15 protein-coding genes are annotated in these 15,096 nt (G+C 67.9%); 6 read left to right on the top strand and 9 right to left on the bottom strand.

Annotation, left to right across the window (positions count from 1 at the left end):
- Window positions 1–62 precede the first annotated feature (62 nt).
- A complete protein-coding gene (gene mnmA, locus GNX95_RS22775) occupies window positions 63–1,151 on the bottom strand; it encodes a tRNA 2-thiouridine(34) synthase MnmA (protein WP_163509412.1) in 1,089 nt (362 codons plus the stop codon).
- On the bottom strand, window positions 1,148–2,188 hold the full coding sequence (locus GNX95_RS22770; protein ID WP_163509411.1) for a sensor histidine kinase: 1,041 nt from the start codon (window positions 2,186–2,188) through the stop codon (window positions 1,148–1,150). Before GNX95_RS22770 ends, mnmA begins: the two co-directional genes overlap by 4 nt.
- 18 nt (window positions 2,189–2,206) lie before the next feature.
- On the opposite strand from GNX95_RS22770, the gene GNX95_RS22765 reads away from it, so the two are divergent.
- Both GNX95_RS22765 and GNX95_RS22760 read left to right on the top strand, forming a co-directional pair.
- Entirely contained in the window at window positions 2,207–2,809 is a 603-nt protein-coding gene (locus GNX95_RS22765) for a response regulator transcription factor (RefSeq protein ID WP_163509410.1), read from the top strand.
- A 59-nt stretch (window positions 2,810–2,868) separates the two neighbouring features.
- Window positions 2,869–3,585 carry a polysaccharide deacetylase family protein gene (locus GNX95_RS22760; protein WP_163509409.1) on the top strand — a complete coding sequence of 239 codons (717 nt, stop codon included), beginning with the start codon at window positions 2,869–2,871 and terminating at the stop codon, window positions 3,583–3,585.
- On the opposite strand, the gene GNX95_RS22755 is transcribed toward GNX95_RS22760, so the two are convergent.
- The 4 genes from GNX95_RS22755 to GNX95_RS22740 all read right to left on the bottom strand — a co-directional run bounded on the left by GNX95_RS22755 (window position 3,575) and on the right by GNX95_RS22740 (window position 8,466).
- Complete coding sequence (locus GNX95_RS22755; RefSeq protein WP_163509408.1) at window positions 3,575–4,024, bottom strand: hypothetical protein; 450 nt, start codon at window positions 4,022–4,024, stop codon at window positions 3,575–3,577. The two genes, GNX95_RS22760 and GNX95_RS22755, sit on opposite strands and share 11 nt — an antisense overlap.
- 45 nt (window positions 4,025–4,069) lie before the next feature.
- Complete coding sequence (locus GNX95_RS22750; protein ID WP_163509407.1) at window positions 4,070–5,821, bottom strand: ABC transporter ATP-binding protein; 1,752 nt, start codon at window positions 5,819–5,821, stop codon at window positions 4,070–4,072.
- Between the two features lie 128 nt (window positions 5,822–5,949).
- Entirely contained in the window at window positions 5,950–7,677 is a 1,728-nt protein-coding gene (gene icmA, locus GNX95_RS22745; protein WP_163509406.1) for a coenzyme B12-dependent isobutyryl-CoA mutase large subunit, read from the bottom strand.
- 75 nt (window positions 7,678–7,752) lie between these two features.
- On the bottom strand, window positions 7,753–8,466 hold the full coding sequence (locus GNX95_RS22740) for a class I SAM-dependent methyltransferase (RefSeq protein ID WP_163509405.1): 714 nt from the start codon (window positions 8,464–8,466) through the stop codon (window positions 7,753–7,755).
- Between the two features lie 108 nt (window positions 8,467–8,574).
- On the opposite strand from GNX95_RS22740, the gene GNX95_RS22735 reads away from it, so the two are divergent.
- On the top strand, window positions 8,575–9,003 hold the full coding sequence (locus GNX95_RS22735) for a nitroreductase/quinone reductase family protein (protein WP_163509404.1): 429 nt from the start codon (window positions 8,575–8,577) through the stop codon (window positions 9,001–9,003).
- Between the two features lie 186 nt (window positions 9,004–9,189).
- On the opposite strand, the gene GNX95_RS22730 is transcribed toward GNX95_RS22735, so the two are convergent.
- Both GNX95_RS22730 and GNX95_RS22725 read right to left on the bottom strand, forming a co-directional pair.
- Entirely contained in the window at window positions 9,190–9,393 is a 204-nt protein-coding gene (locus GNX95_RS22730; RefSeq protein WP_222853826.1) for a DUF397 domain-containing protein, read from the bottom strand.
- Between the two features lie 5 nt (window positions 9,394–9,398).
- A complete protein-coding gene (locus GNX95_RS22725; protein ID WP_163509402.1) occupies window positions 9,399–10,250 on the bottom strand; it encodes a helix-turn-helix domain-containing protein in 852 nt (283 codons plus the stop codon).
- A 177-nt stretch (window positions 10,251–10,427) separates the two neighbouring features.
- On the opposite strand from GNX95_RS22725, the gene GNX95_RS22720 reads away from it, so the two are divergent.
- Complete coding sequence (locus tag GNX95_RS22720; protein WP_163509401.1) at window positions 10,428–10,706, top strand: hypothetical protein; 279 nt, start codon at window positions 10,428–10,430, stop codon at window positions 10,704–10,706.
- A 50-nt stretch (window positions 10,707–10,756) separates the two neighbouring features.
- Here the strand turns inward: GNX95_RS22720 and GNX95_RS22715 are convergent, their stop codons facing one another.
- Entirely contained in the window at window positions 10,757–11,347 is a 591-nt protein-coding gene (locus GNX95_RS22715) for a DJ-1/PfpI family protein (protein WP_163509400.1), read from the bottom strand.
- A gap of 44 nt (window positions 11,348–11,391) precedes the next feature.
- Between GNX95_RS22715 and GNX95_RS22710 the strand changes: the two genes are divergently transcribed.
- Window positions 11,392–12,348, top strand: a complete 957-nt coding sequence (locus tag GNX95_RS22710; protein WP_163509399.1) for a GlxA family transcriptional regulator — start codon at window positions 11,392–11,394, stop codon at window positions 12,346–12,348.
- A gap of 237 nt (window positions 12,349–12,585) precedes the next feature.
- Entirely contained in the window at window positions 12,586–14,943 is a 2,358-nt protein-coding gene (locus GNX95_RS22705) for a helix-turn-helix domain-containing protein (protein WP_163509398.1), read from the top strand.
- The last annotated feature ends 153 nt before the right edge of the window (window positions 14,944–15,096 follow it).

The following is a 15,096-nucleotide window of genomic DNA, read 5'->3' as shown; positions in this document are numbered from 1 at the left end:
TGCCAGTTGGTCGCATGGCCACCATGCGTGCATCCAACGCAAGCATGGTGGCCATGCGGCCGCTAACGGGAGGCGAGGGCGGCGGAGCGGACGATGGTGGCGGAGCCGACCACCACGTCGTCCAGGTATGCGACCAGGGCCTGACCAGCGGCGACGCCGCGGGTCGGCGCGTCGAGCTCGGCGACCAGCTCGGCGCCGTCCAGGCGTACGACGGCGTCCAGCGGCGTGCCGTGCGCGCGCAGCTGCACCTGGCAGCGCAGTGGCAGCGCGGGCGCGGCACCGGCGGTCCAGACCGGCCGCGCGGCGCGCACCTCGGTCACGTCCAGCGCGTCGGCCGGTCCGATGTGCACGGTGTTGGTGACCGGCTCGATGTCGAGTACGTAGCGCGGCTTGCCATCCTCGGCCGGCCGGCCGATCCGCAGGCCCTTGCGCTGGCCGACGGTGAAGGCGTACGCCCCGTCGTGCGTGCCGACGACCTCGCCGGACGTGTCGACGATGTCGCCGGCGCGAGACCCCAGCGCCTTGCGAAGAAACCCGGCCGTGTCGCCGTCGGAGACGAAGCAGATGTCGTGGCTGTCCGGCTTGTCGGCCACCGCGAGGCCGCGCGCGGCCGCCTCGGCGCGCACCTGCTCCTTGGTGATGCCGCCGAGCGGAAACATCGCGTGCCGCAGCTGGTCGGCCGTGCACACAGCGAGCACGTACGACTGGTCCTTGCCGAAGTCGACGCTGCGCCGCAGCTGGGCCACACCGTCCACAGTGGACAGTCGGGCGTGGTGGCCGGTGACGACCGCGTCGAAGCCGAGCGCGAGCGCACGATCGAGCACCGCGGTGAACTTGATCTTCTCGTTGCACCGCAGGCACGGGTTGGGCGTGCGGCCCGCCGCGTACTCGGCCACGAAGTCCTCGATCACGTCCTCGTGGAACCGCTCGGCCAGGTCCCACACATAGAACGGGATGCCGATCACGTCGGCGGCACGGCGCGCGTCGTGCGCGTCCTCCTTGGTGCAGCAGCCGCGCGCGCCGGTGCGGTGCGTCTGCGGGTTGCGGGCCAGCGCCAGGTGTACGCCGGTCACGTCGTGGCCGGCCTCGGCCGCGAACGCCGCGGCCACCGCCGAGTCGACGCCGCCGGACATCGCGGCGAGCACCTTCATGACCGTCCTACCTCTCTGTGCCGACCACTCGAGGGTACGACCGCGACGTCCGTCGGCAGGAAGGCGGTGACCAGCCAGCCGTCGCCGTCCGGACCGTACGACAGCGACCCGCCGCACTCGGCGACCTCGGCGGCGAGTCCGCGCAGGCCGAGGCCGGGCGTGGGTCCGAAGTCCACCGGCTGACCGGGACCGTTGCGCACCTCCACGCGCTCACCGTCGACGCGTACGGTCACAACGGCTCCCGGCCCGGCATGCCGCAACGCGTTCGTCGCCGCCTCCACGACGATCCGGCCGGCCAACCCGTCGACATCCACGTCATCGATCACCAGGCCGGCCTTTCTCAGCCGGTCCAGCGCCTGTCGCACGTCGGGTTCGTGCAGGTCAGCGAGCGTTTCCCTGACCTCGTCCAGGGCCTGCCGGCCGGCGCCGAGCAGCTGGTCCAGGCGGTCGACCGACGCCGACGTACGCATCGCCTCGGCCTGGATGAGCATCACCGTGATCGTGTGCGCGAGCGAGTCGTGCAGCCGCCGAGCGATCAGCTCACGCTCACGCGCGCGGGTCCGCTCGGCGAGAAACACCGACCGCTCGACCAGGTGCCGCCGCCGCTCGGCCCCCATCAGCCAGGTGACACCGCCGACGACCAGCGCCAACGCGGCACCTTCGACGAGACCGCGCAGCGGCGTGGTGGCCACCGCGATGACCGCGATCGCGGCGGCGCACAGTCCCCAGCGCACCCAACGCGACCCGTTGACGGCGGCGGCGTAGATGGCGATCAGCGCCGGCACGTAGACGATGGTCCGCGACGCCCCCATCAGCAGATGCGCGGTGGTCGCCGCGGTGACGACGGACAGTACGACCGCCGGCGCTCGACGGCGTACGAACAGCGGCACGATCTCCAGCGCCGACAGCGCCACGCCGGCGGCCAGCCAGCCATTCCACGGCCGCCACGCGCCGGACACGCCGAACAACGCCGCCACCGCGATCACGAAGGCGGCGTCGACCAACACCTGCCAGTGTCGCCGCAACCACACCAGCATCAACGTACGCTTGCCGCGATGATCTCGATCCTGGTCGTCGACGACCACGCGCTGGTGCGGGAAGGCATCGCGCTGATCCTGGCCGCCCAGCCGGACCTCGAGGTCGTCGGACAGCTCGCCGACGGCAAGGCGTTGCTGGAGTGGGACGGGCCGGTGGACCGGGTGGACGTTGTGTTGCTCGACCTGAATCTGCCGGATGTGAGCGGCATCGACCTGCTCAAGCAGGTGCCGGCGAAGGTCGTCATGCTCACCACCGTCGGTCGCACGCACGAGATCCGCCGCGCGCTGGCCGCCGGTGCCGCCGGATTCGCGCTCAAGGACTCCAGCGGAGCGGAGCTGGCGGCGGCCGTACGCGCCGCGCACGCCGGCGTCACCGCGCTCACGCCGACCGCCGCGCGGTTGCTGGCCAACCCATCGCCTGTCACGCCGGCGCTGACCGGACGCGAACGCGACGTCCTCGACCTGCTGGCCGCTGGACTGTCCAATCAGGACATCGCGTCCACGCTCGAACTTTCCCATCGTACGGTCAAAACCCACGTCAGCAATGTGCTGTCCAAGCTCGGCGTGACGAGCCGTACGCAGGCCGCCATCATCGCGCGCGAGATGGGCCCAAAGTCGTAGCTGCGGCCTCCGTCCTTCGCCGGTTCCGGTCAGCGCGGCGGCCCGGCAGGCTGGCACCCATGAAACGCTGGCTCATCATCGCCTCCTCGGCAATCGTCGTCGTGCTTTTGTTGGGTTATGGCGGCCTGAAATTGGTCGACTCGCGTACGTTCCAGTTTTTCGGTGGCCTGACCGCGCGAGTGGAGACCGGCCGGAAGGTCGTCGCGTTGACCTTCGACGACGGCCCGGATCCGGCCGGCACGTCGCAGCTGCTCGCGACGCTGGCACGCGAGCACGTGCACGGCACGTTTTTCCTCATCGGCAGCGCCTTGGCGCAATATCCGGCGCTCGGCAGACAGATCGCCGCGGCCGGTCACCAGCTCGGCAACCACACGTACTCCCACGAGCGGATGGTCTTCTGCTCGCCGGGTTTCGTGGAGTCGGAGATCACCCGCACGGACGCGCTGATCCGACAGACCGGCTTTCGCGGCGAGATCGACTTTCGACCGCCGAACGGCAAAAAGGGAATCGCGTTGCCGTGGTATCTGGCCCAGCACAACCGAAAGACGATCATGTGGGACGTGGAGCCCAACAGCTATCCCGAAGTCGACCGCACCGCGGCCGCCACGACGTCGTACGTCGTCTCGCACGTGCGTCCCGGGTCGATCGTGATTCTGCACGGCATGTATGCGAACCGGCAGGTCACTCGCGACGCGCTGGGCCCGATCATCGACCAGCTCCGAACCCGCGGCTATCGCTTCGTCACGGTCTCGGAGCTGCTCGCGCTCAGCTCGTGATGCGCAGGATCGAGCCGCCGCCGGAAACCGGCCACGCCTGCACGGTTATCGTCGGGCCGTTGAACGAAAAACTGCACTCGCCACCGCCGCCGATGCTGCACTGGCTGCCGCCGCCACCGTCGCCGTCCAGCTCGGAGGTCACGACGACCTGGTCGCCGGACGCCGACACCGACAGCCGGCGGACGTGAAACCGCGGCTGCAGTGGGATCCGCAGCGAACCGGAGACCCTGATCTCGCAGTTTCCGTCATAGCAGGCACGTACGTTGGTGCCGTCGGCCGCGACCGTTGGTGCCTGACTCGGCGATGCCGACGGTGTGGCGGACGGTGTGGCCGATGGCGATGGCGAATGCGTCGGTTTCGCCACCGGTTTTGGCGTGCCACAGGCAGCTGCGGACAGCAGCAGCAAGGCGACGACAGCGCCGCGGATCGCGTTTCTCATGACACGCAGTTTTACTGCCATCGCGCCGGGACCGGTCCCCGATGCTCAGCGGTCGGCGCCGACGAGCGCGGAATATCGGCCATTACGTGCGACGAGCTCGTCGTGCGTGCCCGACTCGATGATGTCGCCGTTGTGCAGCACGATGATCCGGTCGGCGTCGCGTACGGTCGAAAGCCGGTGCGCGATCGTGATGATCGTGCGGCCGGCCAATGAGGTGTGCAGTGCCTCGGTGATGGCACGCTCGGTGTGCGCGTCGAGCGCACTGGTCGCCTCGTCCAGCAACAGGATCGGCGTGTCGCGCAACAGAATACGCGCCAATGCGAGCCGCTGTTTTTCGCCGCCGGAAAAGCGATATCCGCGTTCGCCGACGATCGTGTCATAGCCGTCAGGAAGCGCCGCCACGACATCGTGCAGCTGTGCGACCCTCGCGGCGGCCTCGAGTTCGGCAGGAGTCGCGTCTTCCTTGCCAAAGCGCAGGTTCTCGGCGACGGAGGCGTGGAAAAGGTATGGCTCCTGTGTCACCACACCGATCATCCCGGCCAGCGACTCGAAACTCAGCTCGCGCACGTCCACACCGTCGATCGTCACCGAGCCGGCGTCCACGTCATAGAGTCGTACGAGCAAATAGCCGAGCGAGCTCTTGCCAGACCCGGTCGCGCCGACGATCCCGAGCCGCGATCCGGCCGGGATTTCCAGGTCGATATCACGAAGGACGGGCGGCAGCTCCGCCGAATAGCCAAAGGTGACGTTGGTCAGCCTGACGTTGCCTCGTACGGCATCGGGCACCACCGGTGTCCGCGCCTCGACAATGTCGGCATCGCGGTCCAGATAGTCGAAGACGCGCGCGAACAAAGCGGTTGCCGACTTGTATTCGACACCGAACTCCAGCACTTCCTCCAGCGGCCAGATCAGCGCCTCCTGCAACGCGATCATCGCGACCAGCGTGCCGATGGTGACCGGCGCACCGACGCCGAGCAGCACGCCACCAAGCAGATACGTCAACGCCGGCATCGCCGACACCAGCAGGATGACCAGCGAATATTCCCATTGTCCGGCGGTGTGCGAGCGGACCTCGAGCCGCGCGACATCCCAGGACATCCGGGTGAAACGCGCGATCATCGAGCCGGACCTGCCGGTGGTCTTGCTCAGCACGACACCCTGGACCGACAGCGACTCCTGCACCAACGACGACAGGTCGGCGAGCCGCGCCTGCTGCCGCGCGGTGACCCGTTCGCGGATGGATCCGATCCGCCGGTTGACCCAGATGGACAATGGCAGAGCCAAAAACGAGAACAGCGCGAGCTTCCAGTCCAGTGCGAGCATGGCGATCGCCGACACGCACACCGCACCGGCACTGCGCGTCAGCTCCACAGCGGAATGCGTCACCAGCGACTGCATGCCGCCGATGTCGTTGGAAATCCGCGACTGCACCTCGCCGGTGCGCGACGCGGTGAAAAACCTCAGCGAAAGCCGTTGCAGGTGGCCATAAACGCGTACGCGCAGGTCGTGCATCACCGCCTGGCCGACGCGCGACGCGATCAGGATCTCCACGACCTGGATCAACGCCGCCACCGCCGCCAGGCCGATCAGCGCGCCGACGAGAAGCAGCAGCAGGCCGAGATCCCGGTTGGCCAGCGCATCGTCCACAATGGACCGTACGATGAACGGGGTGAAGATCCCTGTTGCCGAGGAGAAAACGATCAGCGCCGCCAAACCGGCGAGCGGCCAGCCGTACGGTGTGAATATCCGCAGGATCCTGCGGTGATCGGTTTTCGTCGGCGTTTCGCCGGCGACCATGCAGTCACCTGTCGTTTGTCAGTAGATCGGTCGATCTCCAACCTACTGACTGACCAGCCGCGGCGGATCACTCCAAAGGCGGCTTTGCGGTCCGACTCCCGCCGGGACCGGCCCGGCCGGAAGTCCGGTCAGAACCGCGCCGGCTCCACGTACGCGCCCCACTCGTCCTTGAGCGCTCCGCAGATCTCGCCGACGGTGGCCTCGGCGCGTACGGCCGCGAGCATCGACGGCAACATGTTCTCGTCCGTACGCGACACCCGGACCATCTCGCCGAGCGCCGCGCGCACGGCCGCGTCGTCGCGCGATGCCTTGCGTGCGGCCAGAAGCTTGACCTGCTGGCGCTCGACCTCGTGACTCACCCGGAGGATTTCCAGCTCGCCGCTGATGGTCTCGGTGTTGGTGTTGACGCCGACGATCTTCTTGTCGCCCTTTTCCAGCGCCACCTGATAGGCGAAGGCAGAGTCGGCGATCTCGCCGGTGAACCAGCCGTCCTCGATGCCCCGCAGGATGCCGGAGGTCATCGGACCGATCGCGTGCTCCTTGTCGTGCTCCTTGTCGTACTCCTTGTCGTGCTCATTGTCGTCGCCGCCACCCATCCGCTTGATCTGGGCGAAAATCTTCTCCGCCTCGGCCTCGATCTTGTCGGTCAGCGCCTCGACGTACCAGGATCCGCCGAGCGGGTCGGCGACGTTCATGACGCCGGTCTCGTCGCCGATCACCTGCTGCGTGCGCAGGGCGATCTCGGCCGCCTGCGCGGTCGGCAACGCCAGCGTCTCGTCCAAAGCGTTGGTGTGCAAGGAGTTCGTGCCGCCGAGCACGGCGGCCAGCGCCTCGACGGCCGTACGCACGACATTGTTGTATGGCTGTTGCGCGGTCAGGCTGACACCGGCGGTCTGCGTGTGGAACCGCAGCCATTGCGCTTTCGCCGTCTTGGCGCCGTAAACGTCGCGCATCCAGCGGGCCCAGATCCGCCGAGCCGCGCGGAACTTCGCGATCTCCTCGAAAAAGTCGATGTGGCTGTCGAAGAAGAAGCTGAGTCCTGGTGCGAACTTCTCGATGTCCAGGCCGCGCGACAGACCCAGCTCGACATAGCCGAAGCCGTCGGCCAGCGTGAAGGCCAGCTCCTGCGCGGCGGTCGACCCGGCCTCGCGGATGTGGTAGCCGGAAACGGAAAGTGGCTTGTACGCCGGGATCTCGTTGGCGCAGTATTCCATCAGGTCGCCGATCAGCCGCAGATGCGGCTCCGGCGCGAACAGCCACTCTTTCTGTGCGATGTATTCCTTGTAGATGTCGGTCTGCAGCGTGCCGTTGAGCTTGGAGATGTCGGCGCCCTGCTTTTCCGCGGCCACCACGTACATGCAGAACAACGGCACGGCCGGGCCGGAGATCGTCATCGACGTGGTGGTGTCGGCCAGCGGGATGCCGTCGAACAGCACCTCCATGTCGGCCAGCGAGTCGATCGCCACACCGCAATGGCCGACCTCGCCGAGGCTGCGCGGATCGTCGGAGTCGCGACCCATCAGCGTCGGCATGTCGAAGGCGACCGACAGGCCGCCCCCGCCCGAACGCAGGATCATCTTGTAACGCTCGTTGGTCTGCTGCGCGTTGCCGAAACCGGCGAACTGCCGGATCGTCCAGGCGCGGCCGCGATAGCCGGTCGGATAGAGGCCGCGGGTGTACGGAAACTCGCCCGGCCAGCCGATCCGCTCGAAGTCGGGGACCTCGGCGCCGTCCGGCGGCCCGTACGCCGGGTCGACCTGCATGCCGGACAGGGTGGTGAAGTCGGCATCGCGCACCGGCGACGCGTCATAGCGCTCCCGCCACCGTCGCCGGCCAGCCTCGATGTCCTCGCTCACGCCACGCCTCCTACGGTCCACTAGGCGAAATACTAGGACGTCCTAGTAATTTCGGCCAGCGATCTGCGGCGCAGCTCACCCAAAGGCGACGAGCCGATAGACCGGGTCCGCGCGAGGCGCGTCCTGACCAGGCAACTCGGCCAGCGCCGCGACCAGCTCGCGTATCTGCTCGGCGGTCAGCCGGCGCATCCAGCGAAACTCGCGTCCCGCGACGATCTTCTGCCACCCGCTTGGTGGTCTCCCCTGGCCGACGCCGACGAACGTCGTTTCGGTGACCGGCCGCAGGTCGTACGACCGCAACGTCGCCACCATCGCGTCGAAGCCATCGCTGACCGTCTCGTCGCGCAGCGGTCGAAGCAGCCGGCCGATGTCGGTGTCCGGCACGAAGTTGGCGGCGTTCTTGTCGATCGTGGTGATCAGCCGGCCGCCCGGCCGCAGCACCCGCGCCGCCTCGCCGAGCACCGGCGCCGGATCGTCGACCAGGTGCAGCAGCCAGATCATCGTCACCGCGTCCATGCTGCCGTTGGCGAACGGCAAAGCGGACGCGTCCGCGCGTACGACCCGGCCACCGAGCCGTGGAGCGGCCAGCCGCAGCATCATCTCGGCTTGATCGAGGCCGATCGCGCCGGCGAGCTGGCTCGTCACCAAACCGGTGCCACAGGCGATGTCCACTACGGTCGCAGCGCCCGCCGGAAGCAGCTCCTTGATCGCCTCCGCCGCCGCACGCGCACGTGGCACGCCGCCGCGCGTTTCGTCGTAGCGCGCCGCCTCGGCGTCATAATCCAGCACGTCGCCTCCTACCGAATGGTCGCATGGCCACCATGCGTGCGTTGAGCGCACGCATGGTGGCCATGCGACCATTCGACAGCGAATCCTACTGGCGGTAAGTTAGCTCCCATGCCCAGTGACTTCGTGCTCAAGTCGATGAACGCGGTCCATCGTGGCTTGCTGAAGGTCAGTGGCGGCAAGGCCGGCTGGGACGCGCTCGGCATGCCCGTGCTGGAGCTGACCACGACCGGCCGCAAGTCCGGCCAGCCACGTACGGTGATGCTCACCTCGCCGCTGCAAGAAGGCGACGCGATCGTTGTCGTGGCCTCGCGCGGCGGCGACGATCACTCGCCGGCGTGGTATCACAACCTGACCGCCAATCCGGACGTACAGGTGTCGTGGAAGGGCGAGCCGGCCAGGCCGATGCACGCGCGAGTGGCGAGCGCCGAGGAACGCGAGCGGATGTGGCCGCAGATCGCGTCGAAGTTCAAGAACTACGCGAGCTATCAGGCCAAGACCAGCCGCGTGATCCCGCTCGTCCTCCTGGAGCCGAAGTAAGCAACGAACGCATATCGTCCGACCCTGGACCTTGAGATCGACCACTTCACCATCGACGGACACACCGCCGCCGATCCATCCAACGAGCCTGAGGACGGCCCGCAGATGTGGCCATGACAATGGCTACGAGCCATGGCCGATCAGCTTCGCGGTCGATGACCTGGTGCTGCCGAAGGGTTTCTGAGCTCAGGCGCGAGAAGTGAGGGCGCCGGCCTTGATCGCCGCGACGAAGGCGGCGAGGCCGGCGCGGTCGTACGCGAGGTAGCCGGCTGAAGGGAAATTGCTGTTCCGGATGGCAAAACGGCCGTCGCCAAGCGACGCGACCTCGACGCAGTTGGACTCGGAGCCACTGAAGCTGGACTTCCGCCAAACAAGCCGCGCCGAGTTCACAAAGCTCACTCTCTTCGATAGCCGGCCGCAATCCCCGCAATCAACCGAAGCGACTCATGCTGCTCCAAGGCGATCGCCTTCATGTTAGCCGTGACGTTGACGTAGGCATCGATGTGGCCGCCATCGTCCAGAAAGACGCCTCCGCCACGCATCTCGACATGCACCAGAGGCGGTCCGCCGCTGAATTCCATCAACGCGTACGAAGCGGTGCTCGCCGCATGACCACCTCGGTCGAACGGCACCACGCGCACCTCGACATTCGGGCGCTCTGCCGAGGCAATGAGCTGTTCGAGCTGGTCAGCCATCACCTGACGGCCACCAACCTCTCGACGGAGCGCGGCCTCGTCGAGGATCGACAGCAGCCGAATCGGCGGCCGGCGATGCAGGAGCTTCTGCCTCTCCACGCGCAACGCCACTCGCGGCTCGATCTCGGTTGCCGGCACGCCGTCCGCGCGCATGACCGCATTCGTGTACGCGCGCGTCTGAAGCAGTCCGCTGATGAGCAACAGATCGACATGCGTGATGGCGATCGCTTCCGACTCGTACTCGGCAAGCATCGAGGCCTGGACCGGCACAGCCTTGCCACGGAGTTCTTCGAGCCAGTTCGGTCGGTCGCCGTGGCGGGACATTTCCAGCAGCTGCTCACGGTCGTCGCCTCTGACACCGTAGGTGGCCAGCAGCGCGATGACCTCTTCCGGCTTCACTACGCGTTTGCCGGTCTCGATCCGGCTGACGGTCGACTGCGACCAGCCCAGCTTCGCCGCCACCTCGGTCGATGACAGACCGGTGGCCTTGCGCATCTCCAGCAGGCGAGCGGCGAGGCCGCGGGCCTGCGGTCGTGGGCGTTGCTTCGGCACCGTACCCTCCCGTGATTATTCAGCTACGCATAACCTTGCGAGTCAATGCTGCATAGACAACGCTCTGAGTGCATGGGAGAGACATCTGCGACATCTGAACCAGGCGCCGCTACTCTACGGCACGAGACCGACACGTCGTGCCGAGACATCCGCACGCTCTACGCCTTTTCTCCGGAATTGCTGGAGAAACTGCTCAAGCAGCTGGTCGCGATGCAAATGCCGCGCTTCTTCGCGCTGTGTACGGTCACCGAGGACCGCTTCGACGGCTGGCTCGCCGGCTGGGGAATCGCGATGGAGGACCAGGCGGTCGTGGTCAGCATCGACGAGCCGGCGTTCGGCGTCTTCCAGTCGCCGGAGTCGGCGGTGATGGTGATGTCCGCCGGCCGGCCGGAGCTGATGCGGCTGATCTGGTGCGACGAGGTCGAGCCGTACGAACCGGACACAGACCAAGGGTGACGCTCGCTCGGAGCGTCACCCTTGGCTGTGGTCGTCGGTTTGGTCGTCGGTCAGTTGTCAGGCTGCGGCGCGTACTCGATCCCCTCGCGCACCTGCCGCGCGCGCTCCGGGCTGGTCAGCCGGCTGACGACGTGCAGCGCCATGTCGATGCCGGCGGAAATGCCGGCGGAGGTGATCACGTCGCCGTCATCGACATAGCGCTCACCCGGCTTCGTCGCGATCGTCGGGTCGAGCTTTGTCAGCTCTGCGAACGAGTTGTGGTACGTGGTCGCCGGCCGGTCGCGCAGCAGGCCCGCGGCCGCGAAGACCAGCGAACCCGTACAGACGCTGGTCATCAACGGCACCTGCTCACGTTGGTCGCGTATCCACTGCAAATGCGCCGGATCCTCCACCAACGCGCGCGTGCCGTTGCCGCCAGGATGCAGCAGCACGTCCAGTGATGGCAGGTCGGCGGCGCTCTGATGCGGCTGTACGGCCAGCGACTTCGCGCAGGTCACCGCGCGGCCGTCCGCGGAGAACGTGGTCGCCGCATAGCCGTCGTCGGGAAAACGCCGCGTCCAGAACGCGAAAACCTCCCACGGACCGATCGCGTCGAGCTCCTCCATGCCGTCGAAGAACAGGATTCCGAGGTGACGAGTCATGCTCCAACGATGCCGGCCACCGCGTACGCGCAACAGAGGCAGGAATGCCGCAATGTGCAAGAATCCTGCCTGTGCATGATGTCATCGTGCTGGCGCTGCCGGCGGTGGTGGCCTTCGACCTGGCCGTGCCGTCGCAGGTCTTCGGCCATCCGGACGAGCGCGACCGCTATCGACTGACGGTCTGCGCGCCGCAACCAGGCCTGGTGCCTACGACGAGCGGCTTCGACATCTCGGTCAAGGCCGGCCTGGAGGCACTGCGTACGGCCGACACCGTCGTCGTGCCTGGCTACTCGCCACACACGCGGCCGCCAACCGCGGTGATCGAGGCGTTACGGGCGGCGGCCGAGCGCGGCGCCAGGCTGATGTCGGTGTGCACCGGCGCGTTCGCGCTGGCGGCAACCGGGCTGCTCGACGGCCGACGCGCGGCGACCCACTGGCGAGATGCCGCCGAGTTGGCGACCAGCTATCCGGCCGTGAAGGTCGACGCGGACGTGCTCTACGTGAGCGACGAACCGGTGCTGACCAGCGCGGGGATCGCCGCCGGCCTCGATCTGTGCGTCCATGTCATGCGCGTCGACCACGGAGAGGAGGTCGCTGCCGAGGTCGCGCGGCGGCTGGTCGTGGCGCCACACCGTACGGGCGGACAGGCGCAGTTCCTGCACCGTCCGGTGCCCGCCTCCGGCACTGGCCTGGCCGCCACCTGCTCGTGGGCCCTGGACCAGCTGGCCGAGCCGTTGTCGGTCGCGGACCTCGCGCGGCACGCCGGCTGGGCTCCGCGTACGTTCGCACGCCGGTTTCGCGACGAGACCGGCACGACGCCGGCCCGCTGGCTGACCGCGCAACGGCTGCTGCGCGCCCGGCAGCTGCTGGAGTCGAGCGACCTGACGGTCGAGCAGGTCGCGGAACGCACCGGCCTCGGCAGCGCCGCCAACCTGCGGCTGTTGCTGAGGCGGGACACCGGCACGAGCCCGAGCCACTATCGACGCGCGTACCGCGGCTGACACACAGCAAAGCCCTGTCCCGGGGCAGGTTTTCGGGACAGGGCAGGACTTGTTTTGCTGTGGCTCTAGTGGCTACCGATCAAACGCGACCTCCGCGGCTCGTACGTCCACCAGGCACGTCCGAGTGTCGCGGCCGGTGCGGTCCGGCACCAGCGACAACCTCTACAGTTCGGCTACACAAAGGAACTAAACTGGACTGGCCCAGAACGGGGGTGAAGGTTGGGACAGCCGTTCGGAATGACGTTGCGCCGGCACCGCCGGTCCAAAGGGCTGACGCAGGAGGCGCTTGGCGAGCTGGCCGCGCTCAGTACGCAGGCGATCGGCGCGCTGGAGCGCGGTGACCGGCGGTTTCCCCGGCAGGACACCGTGCTGCGCCTCGCCGACGCGCTCGGCCTGACCGGCCAGGAGCGCGCCGACTTCGCGGCGACCGCGCAGAGCCGTAAGGGGCAGCTGCCGGACGAGGCCGGCCAGCCGGTGGCGCCGATCTCGCAATTGCCGTCTGACCTGCCCGACTTCACCGGCCGCGAGGAGCACGTCGAGCGGCTGATGACCAGCCTGCGCGCCAGCGAGGCCGGCGGCGTACCCGTCGCCGTCCTGGTCGGCGGGCCCGGCATCGGCAAGTCGGCGCTGGCCATGCACGTCGCGCACCGGATCGCCGGCGACTTTCCGGACGGACAGTTCTATCTCGATCTGGCCGGCACGTCCGGCCAGCCGCGCGATCCGGCGGTGATGCTCGGCGAGCTGCTGTACGCGCTTGGTGTGGTCGGCGGCGCGCTGCCGGACGGCCTGCCGGCGCGTGCCGCGCTGTTCCGATCGCTGCTGGCAGATCGCCGGATGTTGCTGGTCTGCGATGACGCCGCCAACAGTGACCAGGTGCGGCCGCTGCTGCCGACGCGCGGCTGTGCCGTACTCGTGACCAGCCGCCAGCTGCTCACCGATCTGGCCGGCGCGCGGCACGTCGAGCTCGACGTGTTGTCCGAGCCGGAGGCGCACCAGCTGTTCGCCGGCATCGTCGGCCCGGAGCGGGTCGCGGCAGAGCCGGAGCACGCCGCCGCCATCCTGGCCGCGTGCGCGCACCTGCCGCTGGCGATCCGGATAGCCGCCGGCAAGCTCGCCGGCCGGCCGGCGTGGCCGCTGCGGCTCATGCACGAGCGACTGGCCGACGAGTCGCGCCGGCTCAACGAGCTGCGGCTCGGCGATCTCGGCGTACGCGCGAGTTTCGAAGCCAGCACGGACAATCTGCCGGCCGACGCCGTGCGCGCCTTTCGGCTGCTGGCGCTGCTGGGTCCACACACCGTGCCCGGCTGGGTGCTCGGTCCGCTGCTCGACCGGCCGGAGGCCGACGACACGCTGGACACGCTGGTCGACGCCAACCTGCTCAGCTTCACCGGCATCGACGCCACCGGCTGGCCGCGTTATCGGCTGCACGACCTGCTCCGCGCGTACGCCGACGAAGGGCTGGAGACGATCGCGCTCGACGAGCGGCGTGCGGCCGTACGCCGACTGCTGGCCTGTTGGCTCGACCTGACCGTACGCGCGACGCACAAGCTGGAGGCGAGCCTGTTCCGCTGGCCGGTGCCGCCGGCCGCCGAGCCGCCGATCGCGATGTCGACGGTGACCACCGTGCTGCGCGAGCCGCGGCGGTGGTTCGAGGCCGAGCACGCCACGCTGATCGCCGCCATCGAGCTGGCCGCCCGCTGGGACGAGGACGAGCTGGCCTGGCAGCTGACCGTCGCGGCGGTGCCTTATTACGACCAGATCAGCCATTACGAGGACTGGCGGCGCACGCACGAGCTGGCGCTCAAACCCGTACGAGAGAAGAAAAACCTGCGTGGTGAGGCGGCGCTTCTGCGTGGCCTTGGACAAATCCTGCTCTATTGCGATGTTTACGACCAGGCCACCGCGAATTTTCAGCGTGCGTTGCAGTTGGCGCGGCAGTGTGGCGACGATCGTGAAGCATTTCTGGCGACCGGTGGCCTGGCGACCATTGACCGCGTACTCGGTCATTATGACAAGGCGGAGAAACATATCCGCAGCGCTTTGGACATCGCGGCCGCTGGGGACGATCGCGGACTGGAAGCGCAGATGCGTAATGGCCTTGGCATGGTGCTGCTGGCGCAGGACCGTTGCGACGAGGCGCAGGAGAATTTCCTTGCTGCGCTGCGACTTTGCCGGCGTATCGGCGACGCGCATCGCGAGGCTGTTGTGTTGCGCGAGGCCAGTCAGGTCTTCGACCGAGTCGGCGAGACGGCTCGCGCGGTCGATTTTCTTGAGCAGGCCTTGAATATCTTCGAGAAGTTGGAAGACGATCGGTGCGTCGCGTTCACCTATTTGCGCGCTGGTCGCGTACACACGCGCAACGCCAATCGCGAGCCGGCGGTGACTGCTTTGGAAAACGCGGTCGCGTACTTTGCGCAGCACGACAACCGGATGGAGGAGGCGGAGTGCTGGCAGCTGCTCGGTGAGCTCGACGCCCGGCTCGGTGATGTTGTCAGCGCGCGTACGAAACTCGAGCGGTCGCTGGGGTTGTGGCGCTCGATCGGCGGCGCCGACGAACACATCGCCAAGGTGTCCTCGGCGCTGTCGTCGCTCTAGGTTCTTCGTCGCATGGCCACCATGCGTGGGGCATCGGCCGGTGGCGCAGCGACCGGGTGATGTGCGTCCGGCCATCGGCTGCGCGGGCCGGCGCGGAAGGGTGTCATGGCGTCCCGGTAGGTGGCGAAAGGGGTCCACTCTATGGGATCCATA

The sequence above is a fragment of the Fodinicola acaciae genome (assembly GCF_010993745.1).
Classification (GTDB): Bacteria; Actinomycetota; Actinomycetes; order Mycobacteriales; family HKI-0501; genus Fodinicola; species Fodinicola acaciae.
This window is presented reverse-complemented; position numbering and strand designations above follow the sequence as displayed.